Here is a 26,170-nt window from a genome sequence, read left to right on the forward strand (position 1 = left end):
GTCGTTGGAGACCACAACGTTGATAGGTGAGGTGTGGAAGCGCAGTGATGTGTTAAGCTAACTCATACTAATTGCCCGAGAGGCTTAACCATACAACGCCCAAGATGTTTTGCGTGATAAAGCGCTAAGAAAGTACAGTGTGTAAATACTCATCAGCCTGCTAAGTTAAAGAGCATAAACAGTTTTTGCCTGGTGGCAATAGCGCTGTGGAACCACCTGATCCCATTCCGAACTCAGAAGTGAAACGCAGCTGCGACGATGGTAGTGTAGCATTCGCTATGCGAGAGTAGTTCACCGCCAGGCTCCCAATACGAAGCCCCGCTCATCGAGCGGGGTTTTTTTATGCCTAAAATTCAACGATTAGACGCTAAACTATGTTTATTAACACCCTTGAAAACTCACGGTCTAATTGAGGAATACTCAGTAGGCGAACTTTATTGTGTATGCTACGCTAGTATGATTAATCACCTTAATGTCTATTTTCTATGCAGTTGAATGTGCTAGCACCGTTTTTTGCTTTACCTTTGGACTGGCTTTTGTATAATGGCGCCACAAGCTACAGGGGCATAGTTCCAATTGGTAGAACAGCGGTCTCCAAAACCGATGGTTGGGGGTTCGAATCCCTCTGCCCCTGCCACTTCTTCTTATGAAAACACTACTTAGCGTTTCCCAGCAGCATCTACTCGATGCGTTGAAAATTAAACCTCTTGCATTGACTGAAGCATTTGTCAGAACTGATAAGTCTTCAGAGCAAACAGGTTTTAATGCTCCTGATTTAACTGAACTTTTCGCTCAAGATATTGATTTTCAACTCGCTGGAAAACGACGTTGGGTAATTCAAGTTGGTTTATTACAGTCTGAGTTAGATTCGGAGCAACTGATAACTCCGCCACTATCGGAGTTATTGCTCCCGGCACAAAAAAAGGCGCTTTGGTTATTACTGGGTACTATTAACGACATGGATGAAGCGTCAGGTTAGTGCTGATACATGGTCTTGTCGTGCAGTACTTTAAATTGCAATGGATAAAATAACCAATCAGAATGTGCTGTTGACGTTTGTTAAGATATTGCGTACGTTGCGGGCAATTAAAACGGCTTAAAGTGAAATGCCCCGATGAAGTTTGAAACTCTTACACCCGCCGATATTAGCGTAATACACCAAATTGAACAGCAAGCTAATCCCTATCCTTGGCCTCGTTCAGCTTTTGACAGCAGCTTTTCAGATTTATACCTCAACATAAAATTGGTCAATGGTGATCAAATATTAGGCTTTATTATTTGCAAAATAGTGGGTGATCAAGCTGAGCTGTTTAATATCTGTGTTAACCCTGCTTATCAGGGGAAAGGTTACGGTAAGCAGTTGCTACAATACTTACAAACTGTGTTACAGCAACGAATTGTGGCAGAGTTATGGCTGGAAGTTCGCTCGTCTAATAAAGTTGCGAATGCCCTTTACCAACAACAGGGATTCAATTGCGTAGATGTAAGGCGTAATTACTACAAAAATGCCCAAGGTAGCGAAGATGCGTTAATTATGTGCTTGTACTTATCTTAATCTGGTTTGCGGTTAATAATTAATTGCCCCAGAGCTTGTCGTTTTACTCGGCTTTGATTGTGTCTTTGTGCCAGATAAGCGAAAATACCCGCCATCCCAATAGTTAAAATAACTATACTGACGACACCCATGTAAACTGGGTTGTTGTGTTTATCAGTTTAAATACGATTAATCAGAAGACGATATTAATGACAAACGGTGTAATTCAACAAGAAGTCAGCAAAAGGCGTACCTTTGCTATCATCAGCCACCCGGATGCTGGTAAAACGACGATTACCGAAAAGGTACTGTTATTCGGACAGTTGATCCAAAAAGCCGGTACGGTAAAAGGAAAGAAATCTGGCCAGTTTGCCACATCTGACTGGATGGAGATGGAAAAAGAGCGCGGTATTTCTGTCACGACCTCTGTAATGCAATTTCCGTATGCCGATTGCCTGGTAAACCTGCTTGATACACCCGGCCATGAAGATTTTTCTGAAGATACTTATCGCACGCTTACCGCAGTTGATTCCTGTTTAATGGTAATTGATGGCGCTAAAGGTGTTGAAGAGCGCACCATTAAGTTAATGGAAGTAACCCGTCTGCGTGATACACCTATTATTACCTTTATGAATAAGATGGACCGTGATATCCGAGATCCGGTTGATTTGTTAGACGAAGTTGAAAGCGTACTGAAAATTGCTTGTGCCCCCATCACCTGGCCAATTGCCTCTGGTAAAGAATTTAAAGGTGTTTACCACATTTTGCGTGATGAGGTGATCCTTTATAAGTCCGGCATGGGACATACCATTCAAGACCTGGATGTTATTAAAGGTTTGAATAACCCTGAATTGGACAAGCGTATTGGTTATTACGCCGCTCAGCTGCGGGACGAAATGGAATTGGTGCAAGGTGCCAGCCATGAGTTTGACCGTGAGCTGTTTTTAAAGGGGGAGTTAACACCGGTATTTTTTGGAACGGCGTTGGGTAACTTTGGTGTTGACCATATGCTTGATGGCCTAACCGATTGGGCTCCCACACCACAGTCACGAGCGACAGACAGCCGTACTGTAGAGCCCACCGAAACAGGCTTTAGCGGCTTTGTATTTAAAATTCAGGCAAACATGGATCCTAAACACCGTGACCGTGTCGCTTTTTTACGTATTGTGTCGGGTAAATATGAAAAAGGCATGAAAGTACGTCATGTTCGTATTGGTAAAGACGTACTAATACCTCAGGCGTTAACTTTTTTGGCCGGTGACCGTGAGCATTTAGATGAAGCCTATCCGGGTGATATCATTGGCTTACATAATCACGGCACCATTAAAATTGGTGATACCTTTAGTACTGGCGAGAACATGCAGTTTACGGGTATTCCTAACTTTGCGCCTGAACTGTTCCGCCGTATTCGTTTGCGCGATCCGTTAAAGCAGAAGCAGCTTCTAAAAGGCTTGGTACAGTTGTCTGAGGAGGGCGCAGTACAGGTGTTCCGTCCATTGGATAATAACGATTTAATTGTTGGTGCAGTAGGTGTACTTCAGTTTGACGTGGTTGTTAGCCGATTAAAATCAGAATATAACGTTGATGCACTATATGAAAGCGTTAACGTGTCTACCGCACGCTGGGTTTACTCTGATGACGGTAAAGCGCTGGATGAGTTTAAAAATAAAGCCAGTCAGAACTTGGCGTTGGATGGTGGCGATGCCTTAACGTATATCGCACCGACAATGGTTAACCTGAACCTGTCGATTGAGCGCTATCCAAAAATTAAATTCCACAAGACACGTGAACACTAATAGGTAAGCCGGATGAACATTAAGCATTTATTAACCGAAAAAACTCAAGCTGCCTTTGTTGCCTTGGGCTTACCCGCTGACACCAATGCGGCGGTGACAGTAAGTACACGCGTCGAGTTTGGTGATTATCAAATTAATGGTGCAATGGCCGCGGCCAAGTTATTGAAAACCAATCCGCGCCAATTGGCAGAACAACTACTCGCGCAGTTGGATTTAGATGGCATTGCGGTAAAAACGGAGATTGCGGGCCCAGGTTTTATTAATGTGACTTTAGCAAAGGGCTGGTTGGCTCAGCAGCTACAACATGCCAGCGGCAATGCGCGTTTAGGCGTGGCGGCTAACACCTCACCACAAACGGTAGTGGTAGATTACTCTGCGCCTAATCTGGCCAAAGAAATGCACGTGGGGCATTTACGCTCAACCATCATTGGTGATGCGGTAGTACGTTCGTTAGAGTTCTGGGGCGATAAGGTCGTCCGCCAAAACCATATGGGGGATTGGGGAACTCAGTTTGGTATGTTAATCGCTCACCTGGAAGATAAGCTTGCCGCCGGGGTAGATTTAGAACAGGTGGCGCTCGCTGATCTGGAAGATTTTTATCGCGAAGCGAAAAAACGTTTTGACGATGAAGAAGGCTTTGCTGATAAGTCGCGCACTTATGTGGTTAAACTGCAAAGCGGTGATGCACATTGCCAAAAGCTATGGCAGTTATTTATCGACACCTCGATCAAACACAGTGATGAAGTCTATCAGAAGCTTAACGTCACCCTAACGCATGCTGACATTAAGCCAGAGAGTGCTTATAACGATATGCTGCATGGCATTATTGATGATTTAAAAACGCAACAATTAGCCGTAGAAAGTATGGGCGCGTTAGTGGTGTTTTTGCACGAGCTAGCTGATAAAGAAGGTAACCCATCACCCTTTATTGTGCAAAAGACCGGAGGGGGGTTTTTGTACGCGACGACCGATTTAGCTGCGTGTCAGTATCGAAGTCATACCCTTAATGCCGACCGGGTAATTATTTTCACTGACGCACGACAAGGCTTACACTTTAAGCAAGTTGAACTGGTCGCGCGCAAAGCCGGATATTTACGCGATGCCACTGCTTATGACCATTGTCCGTTTGGCACCATGATGGGTGAAGATGGCAAGCCGTTTAAAACGCGTACCGGCGGCACGGTAAAATTAGCCGAGTTGCTGGAAGAAGCGGTAGTGCGTGCCAAGGCCGTTGTGCAAGACAAAGCTACCGATTTATCTGCTGAAGAAATCGACGAAGTAGCGCGTAAAGTAGGTATTGGTGCGGTGAAGTTTGCCGACCTGTCGAAGAACCGTACCAGTGATTACATCTTTAGTTGGGATGCAATGCTAAGCTTTGAGGGTGCTACAGCCCCTTACTTGCAATACGCCTACACCCGGGTACGTAGCATTTTACGTCGAGCTGATATTGCTGACAGTTTCACCGCAGAATTCGCGTTAACCGAAGAAGCTGAAAAGCAGTTGGCTGTTAAATTACTGCGCTTTGAAGAAACGTTGCAGCAGGTTATGAAAGATGCACAGCCAAACCTGCTATGTAACTATTTGTATGAGCTGGCAAGCTTGTATATGACATTCTACGAAGCGTGCCCAATTTTAAAAGACGGTGTTGAACCAACGCAGCGTAATAGCCGTTTAATGCTAAGTATTTTTACTTCACGCCTGTTAAAGCAAGGTCTGGAGTTACTGGGCATTGAGGTTATGGAGCGTATGTAGCATGAAAGTCGACGATATTCGCCGTAGTTATACCAAAGATAAGTTGGATCTGGATAAATTGAACGAGGATCCCATTTCCCAGTTTGAAGGCTGGTTAAAGGATGCGATAGCCGCTGAACTACCAGACCCGACAGCAATGTGTGTGGCGAGTGTCGACGAGCATGGCCAGCCGTCTCAGCGACTGGTACTTCTAAAAGATGTCAGCACTGAGGGGTTTACCTTCTATACTAATTTAGGTAGCCGCAAAGCGAGTGAGCTAAGCGCTAACCCCAAAGTATGTTTGCACTTTCCGTGGCACCCGCTGGAGCGGCAGGTTATTGTTTACGGTACCGCTGAACGTGTACCGAGTTCACAGGTAATGAAGTATTTTTTGTCGCGTCCTAAAGAAAGCCAGTTGGCAGCGTGGGCGTCAGAGCAAAGCCGGCCAGTGTCTACTCGTCAGGCGTTAATGCAAAAGTTTGCCGAAATAAAACATAAGTTTGAACATGGCGAAGTGCCGTTACCTTCTTTTTGGGGCGGTTTTTTGGTAAAACCGCATAAAATTGAATTCTGGCAAGGCGGTGAGCACCGCCTGCACGATCGCTTTATGTACAATAAACAAAGCGATAACAGCTGGAATATAGACAGGTTATGCCCTTAACGGACAACACTGTTCTCAATGACACTGCTGCGGCGCAAAATGCTGGCAGTAGTGGTTTCAAATTGTTCGATACCCACTGTCACTTTGATTTACCTGAACTGGCAATACAGCAAGCTCTGCACTGGCAACAGGCACAGCTTGCCGGTGTTGCAGCTTTAGTTATCCCCGCCGTACAACAGTCTGCCTGGCAAAATGTGCTTCAGTTACACCAGCAACAGCCACATTGGTACGTTGCTTTGGGTATTCATCCCTGGTGGGCGGCTGAGCATTCTTTAGATGCGGTGGTTGAGCTTAATAAGCTCCTGATAGCAAATGATACTGCAGTTGTTGCTGTTGGTGAAATTGGACTAGATTATGCGCTAGCTGAAAACAGCTTCGATATTCAGCAACAGCTATTTGTTGAACAATTGGCACTGGCAAAACAACACCATAAGCCGGTTATCCTGCATCATCGCAAAAGTCAGCCGCAACTGCTGGCTGAGCTAAAGCGGCAGCAGTTTAATGAGGGGGGTATTTTGCATGCCTTTTCTGGAAGTCAGCAGCAAGCTATGGCGTTTGTTGATTTGGGCTTTAAATTGGGTATTGGAGGCACTATTACCTATGAGCGAGCCAGTAAAACCCGTAATACGGTGCAAAAACTACCATTAAACTGTTTTGTATTAGAAACCGATGCGCCTGCTATGCCATTAGCCGGTTTTCAGGGCGAGGTAAACACTCCCGCTCAATTGGCAAGAGTGTTTAGCGCGTTATGTCAGCTAAGAAAAGAGTCTCCAGAGGTTATTGCTCAGCAACTTTGGCAAAATAGTAGCAATGTATTAAGACTTCGGTCCTCGTAGTCGCAATGACTGGCGTGACAAACGCGAAAATCCTCGGCGTAATAAAAAACCAACTGCCCCAGCCAAAATTAGCATGCCTAACAACTGCTGCATTAATTGTTGCCAAGACATACTGATCTGGTTTAGTGATGTATCCAGCCTTAAACTCAGTTTCATATAGCCAAGTAGTTGCTGATCCTTGGTAATAGGCTGCACCATGGCTTGTAGTTGTTCTTTCTGGTTGGGTCCATATAGCAAACGTGCCGGGGCGCTGTTTTCTGACCAGCTCATACGAACGCCGTTGGCATCATATACCACAACATCGTACAAATAAGGACTGGCGGCAATGTGCTGAGTAAGTTGTTCCAGCCCGTCCAGCTCATCATGTTCAATCAAATAGGCCGCAGTGTGAGACAAGGCGGTAAGCGTTTCGCGCATTAACTGGCTACTTTGTTGCTGCAGTAACAGTTTGCCTTGTTGTTGCGTTAATACCCAGCTATGTAATAGCAACCAAATACCCATTACTGCAATAGCAATTTGCAGCAGCTTAATAGTGCTTGAAGTACTGCTCGGTATTGGGATATGGTTCTGCATAATTTCCATCAAGCACTGGCTAAAATAGTAGTTGCTACATTAAAATAACGTCGTAAAGGCGTGTAGCATGCCATGGCTGTGCTGCCAAGTATAGGTACTAGCGTGTCGTTTTTTTATCAGATCCCAACTATTCATCAACAGATTGAGTCGCCCCTTGATCTGCTAACTACTAACAATCACTACGCGCTACTTTGTCAGCAAGATACTGTTTTACTGCATAGTAATCATGTTTTGTCACTACCAGAAGGTGCAGCATTTCCCATTTGCTCGAATTCAACAACAAACGTGATACGTCTATTCGGCGATGGGCTTATCTGGACGGCTATGGTTTCACTGTTTAAGCATCTAAGCCCCGATACCGCAATATCTTGCCGCTTGTATCAACCGCATCCTGAATTGGATAGGGCATTGGAGCTACAGCTTACGCAACCTCTGACGATAGACTTGCAGCAACAACTTACTGATTTGGCACAACGACTGAATATTGAATTGGTGTATTTGAGCGCCCGGCCAACTTTAAATCTGCCTGGTTTACTTGTTATGGATATGGACTCGACAGCAATACAGATTGAATGTATTGATGAAATAGCAAAATTGGCCGGAGTAGGTGAGCAGGTGGCCAGTGTAACAGCCAGAGCAATGAATGGAGAGCTTGATTTTGCTCAAAGCCTTACGCAACGCGTAGCTAAACTGCAAGGGGCGCCAGAACAAGTATTACAGCAAGTATTAGACGCTGTACCCTTGATGCCAGGTTTAATACAGTTAGTCGCACACTTGAAAGCCCATAATTGGCAAGTTGCTATTGCGTCGGGTGGTTTTACTTACTTTACTGATGCGTTAAAAACACAACTGAATTTAACCGCTACCTTTGCCAATGTATTGGAAATTGCGGATGGCCTGCTTACTGGTAAGGTATTGGGTGATATTGTTGACGCCAATACTAAAGCGCAAGTGGTGAATTTATTAGCTGCACAGTATCATATAGACGTTAGTCAGACCGTAGCTATTGGTGATGGCGCGAACGATATACCCATGCTTAACGCGGCGGCTCTAGGGGTTGCATTTCATGCTAAACCCAAGGTACAGGCGCAGGCCAAGGCGGCTATTCGTCAAGGTTCTTTGTTGCAACTCTTGTACTTACTAGACTAAGCATGAAGCATCAGCAAAGTTCGCATTATTTGGATTTAGGCTCATATCAACTGCATGTGCGCCGATTATTGCCGTTTCAACCGGCAAACGCTCCTGCGTTAATGTTGCATGGCGCCATTGAGAACGGCCGTATATTTTATAGTGCTTCGGGTAATGGGCTAGGCAGCTACCTTGCCGACAATGGCTTTATGGTATATTGCCCGGATTTTGCTGGCAGGGGGTTGTCTAAACCTCATGTATCTGAAGGGTTTACGCAAAGCCAACAGCAAATGATCACCCAAGACATTCCTGCGCTTATTAACTATGTATTTGCGTTACATCAGCAACCTGTGGTGTTAGTAGCACACTCTTGGGGCGGTGTATTAGCCGCGGCGTGTTTAGCGCGATTTCCTGAGCTGGCTGCAAAAGTTGCTGTTAAAGTGTGTTTTGGCAGTAAACGGGTAATCAGCGTACAAAGCCTTGAACGAAAACTGAAGATTGACCTGGTATGGAATATCATTGCTCCTTGGCTCGGTCGCAAATATGGTTATTTCCCGGCCCGTAAATGGCGAATGGGTAATGATGATGAGCCCTACCAATTTTTACAGGATACCGTGTGTTGGATTAAAGGCGATAGCTATCAAGACATTAGTGATCATTTTGATTATGCGCACGCCAGTAAACAACTGAATTGGCCACCAGTTTGGCACTTTGCCGCCCAGAATGATCGATTATTGGGGCATCCTGACGATGTGAAAGCATTTATTGCTGAAACCTCGCAGCAAGCACGCTTTACCTTGCTAGCAAAAGATGCCGGCTATTTGCAAGATTATGACCATATTTCTATGCTAACGCATCCAAATGCGGTTGATGATCACTTTGTAGAGTTACGCGACTGGTTGCTGCAATTGAGCCAGTAAAGTCAGTTTGCGTTGGTCGTGGTTTTGAATTAAATCTGTCTTTGCGCCGAAGCGCCAAGGTAATTCTGATGAAATATCAATTGCATCAATTACGCCAGCGACACTCCAGAGTTCTTCTTCTAACTGTTTAGCTTTGTGAAGCGCGTACGCACTAATGTAGCTTAATTCTGGCGCGATAAAGTCAGTGTCAGGCCTGCCTGTACGCGACAATTGTAGTTTGTAGCAAAACAGCACATTGTGTTGCAGCGCATTAAGTACATATTCTTGCTTAGCTTGTTCAGAACTAAACTCGTAATCATAACGGCATTGCAGATTGGGTTTATCCGTTGCAGTTAAGCGACTAACGGTGATCAAAAGTTCGCTAGGTTTGGGATTATCAAACCGCTTCATTTGCTTCAATTGCTGAGTGAACTGCAGGCTGGTGGCATGATTTTGTAATATCAGACTTACATCAAGTTTTGCCGGGTCTTTACTGTAAATGCTAAGCAAGGTGTGCAAACTGTTGCCTGTGCTACCTTTAGCGATAGTATCAATTTCGTAGCGAATACCTTTTCTGTGTACATAAAGTGCAAAATGGTGTTGTGAATTTAAATATAAATTACGTAGTGCAACATTTAAACCAGGGTATTTAGGACTTTCCTCAGCAAGTGTCAGCTTGGCTCGATTGTTTTGTATCAATTGCTGAAAAAATAATCTTCCTACATGTGGTTCTGTGCCTTCAGCTGCGAGTAAGTTCATAATTGTGCGACTTTTGCTAACGGCCATTACCTCGTATGGCAAAGCCTGCAGTTCATATTTACTGCTAATCTTCTGCATGTCAGGCAAATTTAGTAGCAGTAAATCACCTTTTTGAAATCTAACCGGTAAAACCGTTTCTAATTGAAACCCTTTTGACGAAAAGTCACGGCTATGTCCATTTAATTCAGCTTGATTTTCGTTGTCACTGATCGTAACTGCGGTTTTATATAGGTAGCGAGACTCCGACCGCAAGTTGACGTATTGCACTGCAACAGCCTGACAGGGCGGCTGACTTGCAAGTTTCTTATGGCCAAATTGTGCCAGTAGCTTGAATTTTTGCTGATCAACAGGATAAGTTTGATACCAAAAAGTATTGTCACTGCCAGTGATATCCGTCAGGTTAACGATATAGCGTATATCCTGAATAAAGTTTTTAATCAGGCTACTAAGTCCTGTCTCAGTTTTTGCCTGCGTTTGTTCCGGTATGGTCGACGGAATTTCAGCCTGTGCAGCGTTAGTACGTAATAAGCTTAGATGAAACACCCGCCAGCTAGGTTTGCTGGAACCAAAGCCAAGAAATAGTTCCTTTAATGCTTCGGATTCAGAGAGTTCCTCACGCGTGGCTGAATAGTAAAATAACTTACCTTTCACCGCGTGAGTAAAGCTATATAGGGTCGTCGACATTTCCAATGACGTTTGTTGTAATAAACGCTTAAGTCGTTTTACATGACAGATACTGATAAACACTGCTTGATGTTGTTCATCAAGAAAGTACTGCCATACCGCTTTGTTATAGTCAGTGGTTAGTGCGCAAATGGGCACTGGTTGGCTATTTTTTACCGCAATAAAAACCGGTAATGTATTCGTTTTGGGTAAGTAAAACTGTTCATAACCTTTGCTCAGCATGCTTTGACTAACGTTATCAAGATTAACTTTATAACGTCTTTTGTTCGCATTGATAAAGTTTTGCAGAAATTCGACAAACTGTTGTTCGTTTTCATTTTGCTGCCGCTGCAAGCGCCAATACGTATTGTTACTTTGTTGATCGATATCGACAACTTTATAAGACACGCCATCGGCTAAACCAAGCACAAATTCTTGCTCTAGCCCGGTAAAATGGACTTTAACAATACTACCAATGACGCCTTTAATCGGTTGCTGTAACTTTATCTTACTGCCTGATACGGATAGGTCTGTTGAACTGGCGCGCACCCGCTTGGCACTATTGTCTAGCTCAAGCTCTATATCGATACTGTAATGCATACGCTCATCACGTCGTGCATTATAGTTGCCAAAGTGAATGATGGTCGCGTAGTGTGCGTCACTGCGTTCTTCGCTGTCTGGCAGTGGTGCCAGCTTGGCAGTATTAGTTTGTAACGCATCGCGAACACGGTCTTCTGTTTGTTTACGATGCATTACTCGAAAATTGTTCTCGGTATTTAGTACTTCTTCATATAAACCCAGCGTAAAACTGCCATATTGTTTTAAGCCTGCTTCAAATACTTTAACCGCATTCTCATCCATGTAATGGGTTTTACCCATATAATCGTAGGGCTTTACATCACCATCTACATGACCACGTAAATCAATGAAATAATTGCATGGTTGTGCCATGCGTTTCAGTTCCATTTTCAATAGGAATTGTTTTGATTTAGGCAGGTCTGACGTCAATAAACTAAATACCTGATCAAAGTCTGCTGAGTTAAGCAAACTTTTCATCCGGTCTATAACGCCGATATATTGTTGTAAATCTGCTGCTGTCATAATTCAGTCAGGTTAAATGCCAAAATACCGGCATCTTAGGGTTATAATCTGTAGTACGCTACGTTGTTACAAATTGAAAAGCAATATCCATGCCTTTCATTTGGTCTGAGAAAATAAATATGGCAAAAGTGAAAACAGCTTATGTTTGCAGCGACTGTGGCGCAGATTTTGTGCGTTGGCAAGGCCAGTGCACAGAATGTGGTGCATGGAATACGGTCAGTGAAGTCAGGTTGGGAAGCGGTAACAGTAAAAATAGCCGTTTAGAGGGGTACGCTGGGGCGGCGGTAGCCAAAGTCATGCGGCTAGATGAAGTTGACTTGCAAGAAGTGCCGCGTTTTAGTAGCGGCTTTGTTGAGTTTGACCGTGTATTGGGCGGGGGGATTGTACCAGGGTCTGCCATTTTGATTGGTGGTCATCCAGGCGCGGGTAAAAGTACTTTATTGTTGCAAATAATGTGCGGTTTGGCGCAGCAAGGTAATGCGCTTTATGTGACCGGTGAAGAGTCGTTACAGCAAGTGGCTATGCGGGCGCAGCGTTTGGGCTTGCCAACCAATGCGCTTAAAATGTTAGCAGAAACCAACGTTGAAACCATTTGTCATCTTGCGCAGCAGGAAAAACCACGCATTATTGTTATCGACTCTATTCAGGTAATGCATTTGGCCGATATTCAGTCTGCACCGGGCAGTGTGTCACAGGTGCGTGAAAGTGCTGCCTTTTTAACCCGTTTCGCCAAGCAGCATAACATAGCCATTATTATGGTGGGCCATGTTACGAAGGACGGCTCTTTGGCAGGCCCTAAAGTGTTGGAGCATTGTATTGACTGCTCGGTCATGCTTGATGGCGACAGTGACAATCGCTACCGCACCTTACGCGGAAATAAAAACCGTTTTGGGCCAGTAAACGAGCTTGGTGTTTTTGCCATGACTGGACAAGGTATGAAAGAGGTTAAGAATCCTTCTGCCATTTTCCTGACGCGTGGTAAGGAAGATCAGTCTGGCAGTATTGTTATGGTGCTTTGGGAAGGCACCCGCCCCCTATTGGTAGAGATACAGGGTTTGGTTGACTATTCCCCCCTAAACAATCCGCGTCGCGTCACGTTGGGGATGGAGCAAAACCGAATTTCAATGTTGCTGGCGGTAATGCATCGTCATGCGGGTATCCAAATGGCAGATCAAGACGTTTTTGTGAATGTGGTTGGCGGCGTTAAAGTAAATGAAACCAGCGCAGATTTAGCTACCTTACTGGCGCTAGTGTCTAGTTTTCGTGATAAAGCGCTACCAAATGACTTAGTTGTATTTGGTGAAGTAGGGCTTGCTGGTGAAATTAGACCTGTTCCCAGTGGACAGGAGCGTTTGCGAGAAGCGGCCAAGCATGGGTTTAAACGAGCAATAGTGCCGGCAGCGAATTGTCCAAAAGAGCCCATCGTTGGTATGGAAGTTATTGCCGTCAGCAAGTTAGCTGAGGCGCTGGAAGCTATTTAGTCAATCAAATAACGATTATCCTTCAAAGTTCTGGTTTTATTGTAATCATTGCTTGCAACAGTGCTAAAAAAAACAACCCCGCAAACGCGGGGTTGTTTTATCAGAAGGTGTTATTCTGCGGGAAGTTAAGTTTAAGTACTTGATAGGTATCTTCTTTAAGCTTGGTTAGCCCCAGTTTGTCATAGCTTTCTACCATAACTTCCAAAGCTTGCTCTACCAGTACAGAGTCTCGATAAAACTCTACAATATACTTACCGCGGTTGGCTGCAGCCAGGTAGGCTCCTCGGCGCATATAATAGTCCGCAATAAGCAGTTCATGCTGAGCAAGAGTATCTTTTATACTTAGCATGCGTTTTTTAGCTTCAGCCGCATATTTGCTTTGCGGGAAGCTTGAAATCATAATTTTAAAATCGTCAAACGCTTGGCGTGTGCTGGCTAAATCGCGGTCAGCCCGATTAATACCCATAGCGTCATGTAACGCATTTTCATCAGCTTGTAAGTTACTCAATCCCCGCATGTAATACACATAATCCAATTCAGGATGATTCGGGTTCAAACGAATAAAACGGTCAATACTGGCAAGGGCTTTTTGCACGTCACCCGCTTTGTAATAGGCGTAAATCAAATCTAATTGTATTTGGCGGGCTAAAGGGCCAAATGGATAGCGATTTTCAACCGCAGAGAGCATTTCGATTGCTCTGTTATATAACCCTTTATCTAGCACTTCCTTTGCTTGTTGATACATGGTTTGTGCTGTTTGTGTGCTATTAGGCACGTCTTTTGGCTTGCCAGCGCAAGCTGTTAACGTTAACGCCAGCATTGAAATCAGTAAAAAATTCGCTTTCATTTAAAAATCCGTTACTACTTGAGCTAAATGGCTGTCTAGTCTGACGTAAAATCGCTAAAATACATCTTATTGCGATTCTACCCCAGACCTGCCGGGGTTGCACACAGGATAACTGCTTCCGTTATGACAAAACAGCTAAAACTTTCAGAAATTGTACCAGACCATCTTTTTGGTAAACGCTTAGATCAGGTTCTGGCAGAAATGTTCCCCGATTATTCGCGATCTCGCATAAAAGAGTGGATTTTAGCCGACGCAGTGAAAATTAGTGGCGAAGTACACAATAAACCGCGGGAAAAAATGCTTGGCGGTGAACAGATTGATATTTTGGCTGAATTGCCTGAAGACGAGCGTTTTGAAGCTGAAGCAATTGACCTGAATATTGTCTACGAAGATGAACATATCCTGGTTATCAATAAACCTGCCGGTTTAGTGGTTCACCCTGGCGCGGGCAACTCAGATGGCACTTTGCTAAATGCGTTGTTGCACCATTGCCCGGGTATTGGCGAAGTGCCGCGTGCCGGTATAATTCAACGCTTAGACAAAGATACAACCGGCTTAATGGTAGTGGCGAAAACTATTCCTGCCCAGACCCATTTGGTTGAAGCAATGCAAGCACGTGAAATTACCCGAGAGTATGAGGCCGTATGTCATGGTGCCATGACCGGTGGTGGCACTATTGATGAACCTATTGGCCGACACCCAACCAAACGCACGCATATGGCGGTAAGCCAGTCGGGTAAACCGGCCACTACACATTTTCGGGTGATGGAAAAATACCGGGCCCATACCCGGCTGCGGTTACGCCTGGAAACTGGCCGCACGCACCAAATTCGTGTACATATGACCTTTGTTAACCATCCATTGGTTGGCGATCCGGTATATGCAGGTCGGCCCCGTCCGCCGCGCAAAGCAGATGAACATTTACTTACGGTATTGCGCAATTTTAAGCGCCAGGCATTACATGCCGCTATGTTACGTTTAGCTCATCCTATTACATGCGAAATATTAGAGTGGCATGCGCCAATTCCTGATGACATGGTGCAGTTAAATGCTGCGTTGCGAGCCGACACTGAAGAGCATGGCTTAGACTACGTATAAAGTGATGACTAACCGCGCCGCGTTACTCATTCCTGACTGGCCTGCACCACAACATGTGCGTGCAGTGTGTAGCACCCGTGATGGTGGTTGCTCCACTGGTGTGTATAGCAGCCTCAATTTGGGTGAGCACGTTGCCGATATAGCCAGTGATGTTGCGCAAAACCGCTTGCGGTATCAGCAACTTGCATGCATGCCGTCTGCTCCAGTTTGGTTAAATCAGGTGCATGGTACTGATGTGATAAGGCTATCACATAACAGTGTGTCGGGGCTGAGCGCAGATGCCAGTGTTACCTCGGTAAAAGGCATAGTGAGTACCGTAATGACAGCAGACTGTTTACCACTTTTGCTATGTGATGTTGATGGTACTCAGGTGGCTGCTGTGCATGCTGGTTGGCGGGGTTTATGCCATGGCGTGATTGAAAAAACCGTAGCACATTTTAGTCAGCCGGTTAACGTGCTAGCCTATTTGGGGCCAGCTATCGGTGCTACTGCTTTTGAAGTGGGGGATGAGGTTAGAGCCGCTTTTACTGCACATTCCGCCCAAGCTGAACTGGCGTTTATAGCAAAAGCAAACCGAAAGTGGCTGGCAGATATCTATTTGTTGGCAAGGCAACGTTTAGTGCAATGTGGAGTGACACAGATTTTTGGTGGTCACTACTGTACATATGAGCAATCAGAACTATTTTTTTCCTATCGTCGTGACGGACAAACAGGCCGGATGGCTAGTGCAATCTGGCTAGACTGATCTAAGTCAATTTTTTGACGTTTTTATGCTTGAATTTCCAGCAATAGCACCCAATCTTATGACATAACAGTGTTGTGCTTGTAGGAGCCATAAATGCGACTAGATAAATTTACCAGTAAGTTTCAAGAGGCTATTGCCGATGCGCAGTCACTGGCGCTTGGCCGGGATCAGCAGTTTATTGAACCGGTACATCTGATGTTTGCGTTGCTAAACCAGGAGGGCGGCACTGTTCGAGAGCTGTTAAATCGTCTTGCTATTAATTTTAACGAGCTACGTTCAAAGGTTAGCCAAGTCATTGATCGTTTACCTCGGGTTGAGGGCGATGCCGCAAACTTACAGTTATCTTCTGCTACTGCGCAGTTACTGCAGCAATGCGACAAATTGGCGCAAAAACGCAAAGATCAGTTTATCTCCAGTGAGTTGTTTGTGCAGGCAGCCACTGAAGATAAGTCTGATTTGGGTAAAATTCTGCGTTTAATTGGCGTGACTAAAGAAAATGTAACGGCAGCAATAGAACATATGCGTGCAGGTCAAAAAGTTGATGACGTTAACGCTGAAGATTCCAGACAAGCACTCACCAAATATACGGTGGATTTAACAGCGCGCGCAGAGGCGGGTAAGTTAGATCCGGTGATTGGTCGGGATGAAGAGATCCGCCGCTGTATACAGGTTTTACAACGTCGAACTAAGAACAACCCTGTGCTAATTGGTGAGCCCGGTGTCGGAAAAACGGCCATTGTCGAAGGGTTGGCGCTACGTATTATTAATAAAGAAGTGCCTGAGGGATTAAAAAACAAGCGGGTGTTGTCGCTGGATATGGGCTCGTTGTTAGCTGGCGCCAAGTACCGTGGTGAATTTGAGGAGCGGTTAAAAGCTGTGCTTAATGAACTGGCCAAAGAAGAAGGGCAGGTCATTCTGTTTATTGATGAAATTCATACCATGGTGGGCGCAGGTAAAGCTGAAGGCGCCATGGATGCGGGCAATATGTTAAAGCCTGCGCTGGCGCGTGGTGAACTACATTGTCTTGGTGCCACAACGCTGGACGAATACCGAAAATATATTGAAAAAGACGCTGCACTTGAGCGACGTTTTCAAAAAGTGTTGGTGGAAGAGCCCAGTGTTGAAGACACCATTGCCATACTGCGCGGTTTAAAAGAGCGTTATGAGTTACACCATGCAGTAGAAATCACCGATCCGGCAATTGTTGCGGCGGCCACCTTGTCGCATCGTTATGTGTCTGATAGGCAGCTACCAGATAAAGCTATTGATTTAATTGACGAAGCTGCTTCCAGTATTCGTATGCAAATGGACTCTAAACCGGAAGAACTAGATCGGTTAGAGCGGCGCATTATTCAGTTAAAACTCGAAGATAATGCTTTGGCTAAAGAGACCGACGACGCAACGAAAAAGCGCCGTGACATGATCCAGGAACAAATTCGCGAACTTGATAGTAAATACAATGAGTTGGACGAAGTTTGGGAGTCAGAGAAGGCTGCATTGCAAGGCACACAAAACATTAAAACCGAGCTGGAGCAGGCGCGTTTGGACTTAGAGGTGGCACGCCGTGCCAGCGACTTGCAGCGTATGTCTGAGCTACAATATGGTCGTATTCCTGAATTGGAGAAAAAACTCGACTTAGCGTCTCAAGCTGAAATGCATGACAACACCTTACTGCGTAACAAAGTGACCGAGCAGGAAATTGCTGATGTGTTGTCCAAAGCTACCGGCATTCCTGTGAGTAAAATGCTTGAAGGTGAACGTGACAAGTTACTACGAATGGAACTAGCACTGCACGAAAAAGTTATCGGCCAGGATGAGGCGGTTGCTGCTGTTGCTAATGCCATTCGACGCTCCCGCGCCGGCCTTTCAGATCCTAATAAACCGATAGGCTCGTTTTTATTTTTAGGCCCTACCGGGGTGGGTAAAACGGAGCTTACTAAATCACTGGCGCAGTTTCTATTTGATAGCCCTGATGCCATGGTTCGCATTGATATGTCAGAGTTTATGGAAAAGCATGCCGTATCTCGCTTAGTGGGGGCGCCACCGGGATATGTTGGTTACGAAGAAGGTGGCTATTTAACTGAAGCAGTGCGGCGTAAACCCTATTCCGTGGTGCTGTTGGATGAAGTGGAAAAAGCCCATCCGGATGTGTTTAATATCTTGCTACAAGTGTTGGACGATGGCCGGTTGACAGATGGTCAAGGCCGTACTGTCGATTTTAAAAACAGCGTTATTATTATGACGTCCAACCTGGGATCCGATCTTATTCAAGAGCATTATCGTGAGTACAGTTATGAGCAAATGAAAACGATGCTGATGGAGGTACTTACCAAGCAGTTTCGTCCGGAGTTTATCAATCGGCTGGACGAAACGGTAGTATTCCATCCATTGGATAACACGCAAATACGCAGTATTGCTAAGATCCAACTTGCGCGATTAGAGCAGCGGCTCGCAGAGCGGCAATATAAATTTAATATTACAGATCTGGCATTGGATAAATTAGCCGACGTTGGCTTTGATCCACTTTATGGCGCAAGGCCATTAAAACGGGCTATACAGCAATATCTGGAAAACCCTTTGGCGCAGGCGTTGCTGCAAGGTGACGTCATGCCCGGTAGCACGATTGTTTTAGACCACAATGGTTCTGAGTTTTTGGTAAGTAGCCATGTTTAAACCATGAAAGTGTGTTTGCCTCTGCCTTATAAGTGACCGTCCAGACGGTCACTTTTGCCATTAGGCTATCCATGTTAAGGTATGTCACTTATAATCATTCGTAATTCCATAACGCAGAAGTTGCTATATGACTGAGTCAAAGACTAATGACACCGCCCCACGTAAGGGCATTTTTCTGTTACCCAATTTGCTAACTACAGGGGGCTTGTTTTCCGGGTTTTATGCCATAGTCGCGTCGATGAACGGGCACTTTGAGGCCGCCGCTGTGGCTATTTTTGTCGCAATGATTTTTGATGGCTTAGATGGCCGTGTGGCTCGTTTAACCAACACGCAAAGTGAGTTTGGTGCTCAGTACGATAGTATGTCTGACATGCTGTCTTTTGGCATGGCCCCTGCGCTTGTCGCCTATAATTGGGGTTTGGCAGAATATGGCAAGTTTGGTTGGCTGGCTGCTTTTGTCTATGTGGCTTGCGCTGCACTGCGTTTGGCACGTTTTAATGCAAATTTAGGTGTTACAGACGGTCGCTTCTTTCAAGGTTTAGCTAGCCCCGCTGCAGCGGCCATTGTTGCAGGTATGGTGTGGACCGGCAGTACCTATGAAATTAATGGTGGTAATATTGGGTATTTGGTCGGGTTACTCACTATCATAACGGGTTTACTGATGGTCAGTAATTTCCGCTATAACTCGTTTAAAGATTTGAACTGGCGCGACCGTGTGTCATTTCTGACGATTCTGTTAGTGGTACTGGTATTTGTGGTTATTGCCGCGCGTCCTGCAGAAATGTTGTTTGGTATATTCTTTATTTACGCCTGTTCAGGGCCAATTACTACAATCCGCAGCGTGCGCAAGTTAAAACTCGAACATGTCGTAGGGGATTCAGATGATGCCGATTTTGACGAGTCAGAAAAAACACCTACAGAAAATGCGGCAGCTGAGCCTGTAAAGTCAGAGGATAATAAATCCTAATAATGGTCGTTGGTTACAAAAAACTCCGCTTTGGCGGAGTTTTTTGTAACCACACTTTTCAATAATGCGGCCGGTTTCATTGCGTGTGGTTAACCTGGTCGATTGTCAGTTGGCGCTATAACCACTTTAGTGCTCGGTAGGTGACAAAATCATTATTTGCAGTAAGCATTCAGGCAAGTTAACGTATTGAGACATTAAATGCTTAACTTGTATTGTGATACTGTTGAAATTAATTGGCTAAATTCAACCTTAGTCTTGAGTTTTGTTTTCGCGCCCCAATTTCAACACAGACATTTACCTTATTAAGGAATTACCTTGGGCTCAACTTTACAACAACGCCTGGCTGTGCTTAATTCAGCGCAACATAAGCAAGCAATAGTTGGCATTAAGCACGGTATTGAGCGCGAGACGTTGCGGGTAAAAGCCGATGGTAAACTTGCACTGACCCCCCATGCTAAGCAATTAGGTGCGGCTTTAACGCACCCCTGGATAACAACTGACTTTTCCGAGTCCCTTCTTGAGTTTATTACACCTGCCAGTGACAAAATTGACACTACCTTAGCCCAACTGGCCGATATTCATCGTTTTGCAATTAATAATATTGATGACGAGCAATTTTGGGCAGGCAGTATGCCGTGTTTTATTAAAGAGCAAACGCAAATACCCTTTGCTCAGTACGGTAGCTCTAATGTCGGGCAGATGAAAACCTTGTATCGTAAAGGGTTACATAACCGCTATGGCAGTATGATGCAGGCGATAAGTGGCGTGCACTTTAATTTTTCATTTCCCAAAGTATTTTGGCAGCATTATCAGCAACAGCTGGAGCAGTCTGGTGAATTACAGAACTTTATTTCATCACAGTATTTATCGTTGATCCGCAACTATAAGCGCTATGTTTGGCTAATTGTTTATTTGTTTGGCGCCTCGCCGGCAATGTGTAAATCATTTTTAGAGGGGCGATCAAGCCGCTATAACTTTGCAGAGTTAGGTAAGGGGACAGTGTACTTACCTTATGCAACCTCTTTACGTATGAGTGATTTAGGCTATACCAACAGTGCACAATCCAGCCTTAATATTACTTACAATAATTTAGAGGAATATATTGCGGGTTTGCATTCCGCTATTAGTATGCCATCGGAAGAATACCGCAATATTGGTGTTAAGGTAGACGGTGAATATCAGCAACTAAACGCCAATGTCTTGCAGATTGAGAATGAATTTTACTCCACTATCAGGCCTAAACGGACTACTGAATCTGGCGAGCGGCCAACCTGTGCGCTAGCAAAGCGTGGTGTTGAATATATTGAAGTACGGGCTTTGGATGTAAATCCTTTTAGCCCCATTGGCATTAGTGCCGAGCAAATGTACTTTTTAGATGTGTTTTTACTGTACTGTTTGTTGCAGGACAGTCCGGAATTATCTGCTGCAGAGCAAGCGATAACTGAGCAGAATTTAAAGAAAGTGGTTACGGACGGCCGGCGCAATAATTTAGAGATTATGCAAAACGGCCAACCCAGATTAATGCTTGATTGGGCAGAAGAGTTGTTTGCCGATATGATGCCGGTAGCGCACTATCTTGATAGTGCGCACAACGTTAATGACTATTCTGCGGCATTAAAACAGTTTTATTTATGTTTATTAGACCCCGCTCATACACTGTCGGGCCAGGTGTTAAACCAATTGCTGGCGAAACAGCAAGATAATGGTCATTTTATGTTGCAACTGTCTGCACAATATAAACAGCAGTTATTGCAAGAGAGCTACCAGTTTTATAGTGAGCAGCAGTTTATTGAGGCAGCGACACAATCTTTAGCGCAACAATACCAAATTGAGCAGCAAGATGACGTGAGTTTCGAGCAATATATTTCTCAATACTTTGCTGAAGTGCCTGAATGCGACAATAAAAAATCGGCTACCGAGTAGGTAGCCGTAATTGGTATCCAGGGAGAATAAAACTTGGTTGCGTCCATTCACCTTGTTAGAATCAGGTGTATGAAAAAAGTTCAATTAGCATTCAAAACTACGTTAGTAGTGGTTATCTCATCGACCTTGTTGGCTGGTTGCGCTACACCACCGCCGAAAAATACCTCCAACCTGTGTGACATCTTTTTAGAACACCGCGACTGGTATAATGCAGCATCCGATATGCGTGATAAGTGGGGCGTGCCTATCCATGTACCTATGAGCATGATGTACCAGGAAAGCAGCTTTAAACATAATGCCCAGCCACCAATGCGCTGGTTTTTGGGTTTCATTCCTTATGGTCGTGCAAGCTCAGCTTATGGCTATTCACAGGCTAAAACCGTTACCTGGGATGAATATGTTAAAGAGGCAAACCGGTTTTGGGCCAGTCGCGATAACTTTGATGATGCCATTGATTTTATGGGCTGGTATATCAGCAAGAGCCAGCGTATAAATGGTGTGTCGAAATGGGATGCTTACGCCCAATATCTTAATTATCACGAAGGATGGGGTGGTTATAAACGCGGTACCTATCGAAACAAGGCCTGGTTAGTTCAAGTGGCCAAAAAGGTTGATAGTCGGGCAAAAGACTATGCTTCGCAATTAAAAACATGTGAAGAAGATTTGCAAAGAGGCTGGTTGTGGCGCATGTTTTTTAGCTAAATTAGCGCATAAAAAAACCGGCAGCGCCGGTTTTTTACCATCGATTTAATCTTTCTTCAGGTGCGCCAATAACCGTACGCTTTTAATCATATTATCTTGTACATCTATTACTTCCATTGGATAGCCAGATAACCGAATACTAAGGTTGCCTTGAGGTATTTCTTCAAGATATTCCAGGATTAAGCCATTAAGTGTTTTGGGACCATCGGTGGGTAGTTCAAGATGCATTTCACGGTTTAAATCGCGTAAGTTAATACTGCCGTCTATCAGATAAGAGCCATCAGGCTGCGGTTTAATATCTTCGTTGCTGTCTTCTGCGATATCCGTGGTAAATTCACCCACCACTTCCTCCAAAATGTCTGCCAGTGTCACCAGCCCCTGTATATCGCCGTATTCGTCGACAACCAAACCTATACGCTCTTTAGTGCGCTGAAATTTCATCAGTTGGGTATTAAGCGGTGTTCCTTCCGGAATGAAGTAAATTTCGCTAACCGCGCGCATCAACGTCGATTTAGTTAACTGTTCTTTCAACAGTAAACGCATAAGTTCCCGGGGGTGCACAAAGCCGATGGCGTCATCAACGCTGTCACGGTAAAGCAAAATACGGCTGTACTGCACGTTAGCCAGTTGGCGTTCTATGTCTTTCCAATCGTCATTTATATCAATACCCACAATTTCATTGCGCGGCACCATAATATCTTCAACGGTGGCGTTTTCTAAATCCAGTACGCCTACCAACATACTTTGGTGCTGCTCAGGGATTAACGCCCCTGCCTCATGCACAACTGTACGTAATTCTTCAGCACTTAAGCTATTGCCTTGATGTTTTTCCGGGCTAATTCCCATTACCGCGAGGATGCCATTAGTAATGAAGTTCACCAGCCATACCAATGGGTAGAATATTTTTAGCAGTGGTTTTAACAATGCTGAGCTTGGAAACGCCACGCGTTCGGGGTGCAATGCTGCGATAGTTTTAGGCGTAACTTCAGCAAATACTAGCACGACCATTGTCAGCGCGACCGTCGCGATGGCAATACCAACGTCGCCATATAAGCGCATGCCAATAATAGTTGCTATAGCCGAGGCGGCGATATTAACCAGATTATTGCCAATAAGAATAAGGCCAATTAAGCGATCAGGCCGTTTTAGCAGGTCGCTGACCCGAATAGCGCCCTTATGATTCTCGTTTGTTAAATGCTTTAAACGATAAGGGTTAACAGACATCATGCCTGTTTCTGATCCTGAGAAATAGGCAGAGATGAATAGAAGTACGCCTAAAATAATAAACAGCGTACTCGTCGATATGTCGTCCAAGAGTAAATTACCTGTATTGCCAAACACCTGTACTTGATATTACGAAGTGTCTGTTGAGTCAAGGGTTAAAGTGTATTAAGCAGCACTTCGCGGACAAAACGGCTGCCAAAATAGCCTAGTGTTAACAAGGTGGCACCGCTGATGGTTAAAATATTGGCTGTTTTACCGCGCCAACCTTTACGGGCATGCCCCCAGCACAGTACAGAAAATACTATGAAGCCGAGTAAGCTAAACACATTTTTATGCAAATTTTCTCGTGCAAGCCAGTTATCCATAAACAGTGCCGCTACCAATAGCGCCAAACCCAGCAATACGGTGCCGGCCAACAACAGACGAAACTGCAAAACTTCAGCTTGAACAAGCGGCGGCATATGGCGTGTCATTGCTGCGAAATCTTTTTGTTTTAATTTATTGTTGATATAGCTCACTTGAAACGAATACAGCATCGCCATAATCAGAATGGCGTAAGCAATGAACGCCAGTAATATATGTACCAGCAAGCCAATATTCTGCTCAAAATGCTGTAACTGGATACTGTGTGGTAACGTTAGTACTGCTAGCTGCACCAGCGCAGCAAAACCATACACCACCGGCAATAGTAAAATTGTTGGCGTGCGAAGTGCTGTTAACGTTACAGCCATAGTAATAAGCCAACACACCAGGGAGCTGACATTTAGCAGGCTAAAATTTTGACCCTGATCGGTAAATAACATGCCAGCCAGTACCAGCATATGCAGAACTAAACCGGCTACTGCAGCGCTAAAGGTGGTTTTGAAGTGTGGTCCCTGCGGATGAAATATGCGCAACAACACTGAACCGGTGGCAACCAGATATGCAATTAAAGCCAGTGCAGTTAGCAGCGCCGTGGACATCTGTGGTATTTCCTTTCATTTCGATGACTTGATATTGTATTGCAACTTTCACCATATGCCCAGCGCTGTAGTCAACAGTTTCTTAACGGCTGCTTATGGCGGCAGTCTTTGATATAATCGATTACATTATCGCAGCTGAGTGCAAAATCATGTTTGAAAACCTTTCTGATCGTTTAAGTGCCACGTTAAAAAACATTACCGGCCGCGGGCGATTAACTGAAGACAATATTAAAGATACCCTGCGCGAAGTGCGTATGGCATTACTAGAAGCCGATGTGGCACTGCCAGTAGTGCGGGATTTTGTTGCTACCGTTAAAGAGCGTTCTGTCGGGCTTGAAGTCAGTAAAAGCTTAACACCAGGGCAGGAGTTTCTAAAAATTGTCCGTAAAGCCTTAGAAGAGGCCATGGGCGACGCAAATGAAGAACTGGCATTAAATACACAACCACCTGCTGTAGTTATGATGGCAGGCTTACAAGGTGCCGGTAAGACGACCTCTGTAGGAAAACTGGCCAAGTTTTTAACTGAACGGAAAAAGAAAAAAGTATTAGTGGTGTCAGCGGACGTTTACCGCCCTGCGGCAATTAAACAGTTGGAAACGCTAGCTAAAGATATTGGTGTTGAGTTTTTCCCCAGCGATATTTCGCAAAAGCCAGTTGATATTGTTAACGCGGCTATTGCTCATGCGCGCACGCGCATTTTTGATGTGCTGTTGGTTGATACCGCCGGTCGTCTTCACGTTGACAGTGAGATGATGGACGAAATTAAAGCTTTGCATAGCGCAGTAAAACCCATTGAGACGCTGTTTGTTGTTGACGCAATGACCGGCCAGGATGCAGCCAACACAGCTAAAGCCTTTAATGATGCTCTGCCACTGACGGGCGTTATTTTAACCAAGGCCGATGGTGACGCGCGCGGTGGTGCGGCGTTGTCAATCCGGCATATTACGGGTAAGCCAATCAAATTTATTGGTACCGGTGAAAAAACGGATGCATTAGAGCCGTTTCATCCCGACCGCATAGCTTCCCGTATTTTAGGTATGGGCGATGTGCTGAGCCTGATTGAAGAGCTTGAGCAGAAAGTCGATAAAGACAAAGCCGCCAAAATGGCGCAAAAAATGATGAAGGGTAAAGGCTTTTCACTAGAAGACTTTCGTGAACAGCTGGTGCAAATGCGTGGTATGGGCGGCATGATGTCTATGATGGACAAGCTGCCGGGCATGAAAAACTTACCTGCCGGTGCCATGAACCAAATGGGCGATAAGCAGTTTGTGAAAATGGAAGCCATTATCAATTCAATGACGCCAAAAGAGCGAGAATTTCCAGACTTACTAAAAGGCTCGCGTAAAAAACGTATCGCCGCAGGTTCTGGCACACAGGTGCAGGATATTAATCAGCTGCTGAAACAATTTACCCAGATGCAAAAGATGATGAAGCAGATGTCAGGTAAAGGCGGCTTAATGAAGATGATGCGTGGCATGGGCGGAAAGCTTCCTCCCGGTATGCTACCACCGCGCTAAGGCGTTAGTTTGATCCGAAAAACCGGCTTTATGCCTAATGCCGTTCACTTAAGGTGAGCGGCATTTTTACTTTTAGCCACCGGGTAGCGATTTTTCGATACCTTTAGCGTCCTTGGATAACTGCGTTCTCGCTTTCCTTCAAGCTTGAATTGACTGGCATTTTTTTCTATTTCCAAGATGAATCCGGGCACATTACCCGGCGCATAAATTGGCATCAGAGTGAGCTTGTGGATGATGTGCGATGAGGCATCTCTAAAGCTCAGTTGGTTTGGGAATACACTTTTAAGGGACTTGGCCATCAATACCATTTTGTATCGAATTAAATTGTAAGCGAGCAACACCCCCCATAG

21 protein-coding genes, 1 tRNA gene, 2 rRNA genes and 1 pseudogene are annotated in these 26,170 nt (G+C 44.8%); 19 read left to right on the forward strand and 6 right to left on the reverse strand.

Translation table 11 applies throughout. The features are described 5' to 3' along the window. The 9 genes from H595_RS0115565 to H595_RS0115610 form a co-directional block, all read left to right on the forward strand. Window positions 1–92: ribosomal RNA gene (locus H595_RS0115565) — 23S ribosomal RNA — on the forward strand; the annotation flags it as partial. Between the two features lie 96 nt (window positions 93–188). Then, a 5S ribosomal RNA gene (rrf, locus tag H595_RS0115570) occupies window positions 189–303 on the forward strand. Window positions 304–560: 257 nt separating this feature from the next. Continuing rightward, window positions 561–637: transfer RNA gene (locus H595_RS0115575), tRNA-Trp, on the forward strand. A 9-nt stretch (window positions 638–646) separates the two neighbouring features. Further along, window positions 647–979: a hypothetical protein gene (locus H595_RS0115580; protein ID WP_027672046.1), complete on the forward strand. Its 333-nt coding sequence runs from the start codon at window positions 647–649 to the stop codon at window positions 977–979. 135 nt (window positions 980–1,114) lie between these two features. After that, entirely contained in the window at window positions 1,115–1,555 is a 441-nt protein-coding gene (gene rimI / locus H595_RS0115585; RefSeq protein ID WP_027672047.1) for a ribosomal protein S18-alanine N-acetyltransferase, read from the forward strand. A gap of 188 nt (window positions 1,556–1,743) precedes the next feature. Beyond that, a complete protein-coding gene (gene prfC, locus H595_RS0115595; protein ID WP_027672048.1) occupies window positions 1,744–3,330 on the forward strand; it encodes a peptide chain release factor 3 in 1,587 nt (528 codons plus the stop codon). Window positions 3,331–3,342: 12 nt separating this feature from the next. After that, complete coding sequence (gene argS / locus H595_RS0115600) at window positions 3,343–5,082, forward strand: arginine--tRNA ligase (RefSeq protein WP_027672049.1); 1,740 nt, start codon at window positions 3,343–3,345, stop codon at window positions 5,080–5,082. A 1-nt stretch (window position 5,083) separates the two neighbouring features. Beyond that, the gene (pdxH, locus tag H595_RS0115605) at window positions 5,084–5,722 is read left to right on the forward strand and encodes a pyridoxamine 5'-phosphate oxidase (RefSeq protein WP_027672050.1); all 639 of its coding nucleotides are present in this window, start codon (window positions 5,084–5,086) and stop codon (window positions 5,720–5,722) included. After that, window positions 5,713–6,558 (forward strand): TatD family hydrolase, encoded by an 846-nt coding sequence (locus H595_RS0115610; RefSeq protein ID WP_027672051.1) that lies wholly within the window; start codon window positions 5,713–5,715, stop codon window positions 6,556–6,558. The genes pdxH and H595_RS0115610 overlap by 10 nt, the downstream gene beginning before the upstream one ends. On the opposite strand, the gene H595_RS0115615 is transcribed toward H595_RS0115610, so the two are convergent. Then, on the reverse strand, window positions 6,538–7,131 hold the full coding sequence (locus tag H595_RS0115615) for an AhpA/YtjB family protein (protein ID WP_027672052.1): 594 nt from the start codon (window positions 7,129–7,131) through the stop codon (window positions 6,538–6,540). The genes H595_RS0115610 and H595_RS0115615 overlap by 21 nt on opposite strands. A gap of 72 nt (window positions 7,132–7,203) precedes the next feature. Between H595_RS0115615 and serB the strand changes: the two genes are divergently transcribed. Beyond that, window positions 7,204–8,280 (forward strand): phosphoserine phosphatase SerB, encoded by a 1,077-nt coding sequence (serB, locus tag H595_RS24285; protein ID WP_027672053.1) that lies wholly within the window; start codon window positions 7,204–7,206, stop codon window positions 8,278–8,280. Between the two features lie 2 nt (window positions 8,281–8,282). Next, the gene (locus H595_RS0115625) at window positions 8,283–9,179 is read left to right on the forward strand and encodes an alpha/beta fold hydrolase (protein ID WP_027672054.1); all 897 of its coding nucleotides are present in this window, start codon (window positions 8,283–8,285) and stop codon (window positions 9,177–9,179) included. Here H595_RS0115625 and H595_RS0115630 read toward each other — a convergent pair. Beyond that, window positions 9,147–11,681, reverse strand: a complete 2,535-nt coding sequence (locus H595_RS0115630; protein ID WP_027672055.1) for a PilZ domain-containing protein — start codon at window positions 11,679–11,681, stop codon at window positions 9,147–9,149. The genes H595_RS0115625 and H595_RS0115630 overlap by 33 nt on opposite strands. Window positions 11,682–11,800: 119 nt before the next feature. Between H595_RS0115630 and radA the strand changes: the two genes are divergently transcribed. Further along, window positions 11,801–13,162 carry a DNA repair protein RadA gene (gene radA, locus H595_RS0115635; RefSeq protein ID WP_027672056.1) on the forward strand — a complete coding sequence of 454 codons (1,362 nt, stop codon included), beginning with the start codon at window positions 11,801–11,803 and terminating at the stop codon, window positions 13,160–13,162. Window positions 13,163–13,262: 100 nt separating this feature from the next. Here radA and H595_RS0115640 read toward each other — a convergent pair whose 3' ends face one another. Beyond that, window positions 13,263–14,009 (reverse strand): outer membrane protein assembly factor BamD, encoded by a 747-nt coding sequence (locus tag H595_RS0115640; RefSeq protein ID WP_027672057.1) that lies wholly within the window; start codon window positions 14,007–14,009, stop codon window positions 13,263–13,265. A 123-nt stretch (window positions 14,010–14,132) separates the two neighbouring features. Between H595_RS0115640 and rluD the strand changes: the two genes are divergently transcribed. The 6 genes from rluD to H595_RS0115675 all read left to right on the forward strand — a co-directional run bounded on the left by rluD (window position 14,133) and on the right by H595_RS0115675 (window position 22,117). Then, window positions 14,133–15,107, forward strand: coding sequence for a 23S rRNA pseudouridine(1911/1915/1917) synthase RluD (rluD, locus tag H595_RS0115645; protein ID WP_027672058.1), 975 nt, complete (start codon window positions 14,133–14,135; stop codon window positions 15,105–15,107). Window positions 15,108–15,111: 4 nt separating this feature from the next. Continuing rightward, window positions 15,112–15,852 carry a peptidoglycan editing factor PgeF gene (pgeF, locus tag H595_RS0115650; protein WP_027672059.1) on the forward strand — a complete coding sequence of 247 codons (741 nt, stop codon included), beginning with the start codon at window positions 15,112–15,114 and terminating at the stop codon, window positions 15,850–15,852. A gap of 93 nt (window positions 15,853–15,945) precedes the next feature. Further along, window positions 15,946–18,525, forward strand: coding sequence for an ATP-dependent chaperone ClpB (gene clpB, locus H595_RS0115655; RefSeq protein ID WP_027672060.1), 2,580 nt, complete (start codon window positions 15,946–15,948; stop codon window positions 18,523–18,525). Between the two features lie 127 nt (window positions 18,526–18,652). Then, window positions 18,653–19,492 (forward strand): CDP-diacylglycerol--serine O-phosphatidyltransferase, encoded by an 840-nt coding sequence (gene pssA, locus H595_RS0115660; RefSeq protein WP_027672061.1) that lies wholly within the window; start codon window positions 18,653–18,655, stop codon window positions 19,490–19,492. Window positions 19,493–19,807: 315 nt separating this feature from the next. Continuing rightward, window positions 19,808–21,415 carry a glutamate--cysteine ligase gene (gshA, locus tag H595_RS0115670; RefSeq protein WP_027672062.1) on the forward strand — a complete coding sequence of 536 codons (1,608 nt, stop codon included), beginning with the start codon at window positions 19,808–19,810 and terminating at the stop codon, window positions 21,413–21,415. 69 nt (window positions 21,416–21,484) lie between these two features. Further along, window positions 21,485–22,117 (forward strand): transglycosylase SLT domain-containing protein, encoded by a 633-nt coding sequence (locus H595_RS0115675; RefSeq protein ID WP_027672063.1) that lies wholly within the window; start codon window positions 21,485–21,487, stop codon window positions 22,115–22,117. A 45-nt stretch (window positions 22,118–22,162) separates the two neighbouring features. Here the strand turns inward: H595_RS0115675 and H595_RS0115680 are convergent, their stop codons facing one another. Beyond that, window positions 22,163–23,458: an HlyC/CorC family transporter gene (locus tag H595_RS0115680; protein ID WP_477996714.1), complete on the reverse strand. Its 1,296-nt coding sequence runs from the start codon at window positions 23,456–23,458 to the stop codon at window positions 22,163–22,165. 38 nt (window positions 23,459–23,496) lie between these two features. Next, the gene (locus H595_RS0115685; RefSeq protein ID WP_027672065.1) at window positions 23,497–24,303 is read right to left on the reverse strand and encodes a cytochrome C assembly family protein; all 807 of its coding nucleotides are present in this window, start codon (window positions 24,301–24,303) and stop codon (window positions 23,497–23,499) included. A 149-nt stretch (window positions 24,304–24,452) separates the two neighbouring features. Here H595_RS0115685 and ffh point away from each other — a divergent pair, with 149 nt between their 5' ends. Then, window positions 24,453–25,820, forward strand: a complete 1,368-nt coding sequence (ffh, locus tag H595_RS0115690; protein ID WP_027672066.1) for a signal recognition particle protein — start codon at window positions 24,453–24,455, stop codon at window positions 25,818–25,820. Between the two features lie 44 nt (window positions 25,821–25,864). Here ffh and H595_RS22560 read toward each other — a convergent pair. Then, window positions 25,865–26,170 (reverse strand): annotated as a pseudogene (locus H595_RS22560) (IS4 family transposase); the annotation flags it as partial.

This window comes from Rheinheimera baltica DSM 14885 (genome assembly GCF_000425345.1).
In the GTDB taxonomy this organism is placed as follows: domain Bacteria; phylum Pseudomonadota; class Gammaproteobacteria; order Enterobacterales; family Alteromonadaceae; genus Alishewanella; species Alishewanella baltica.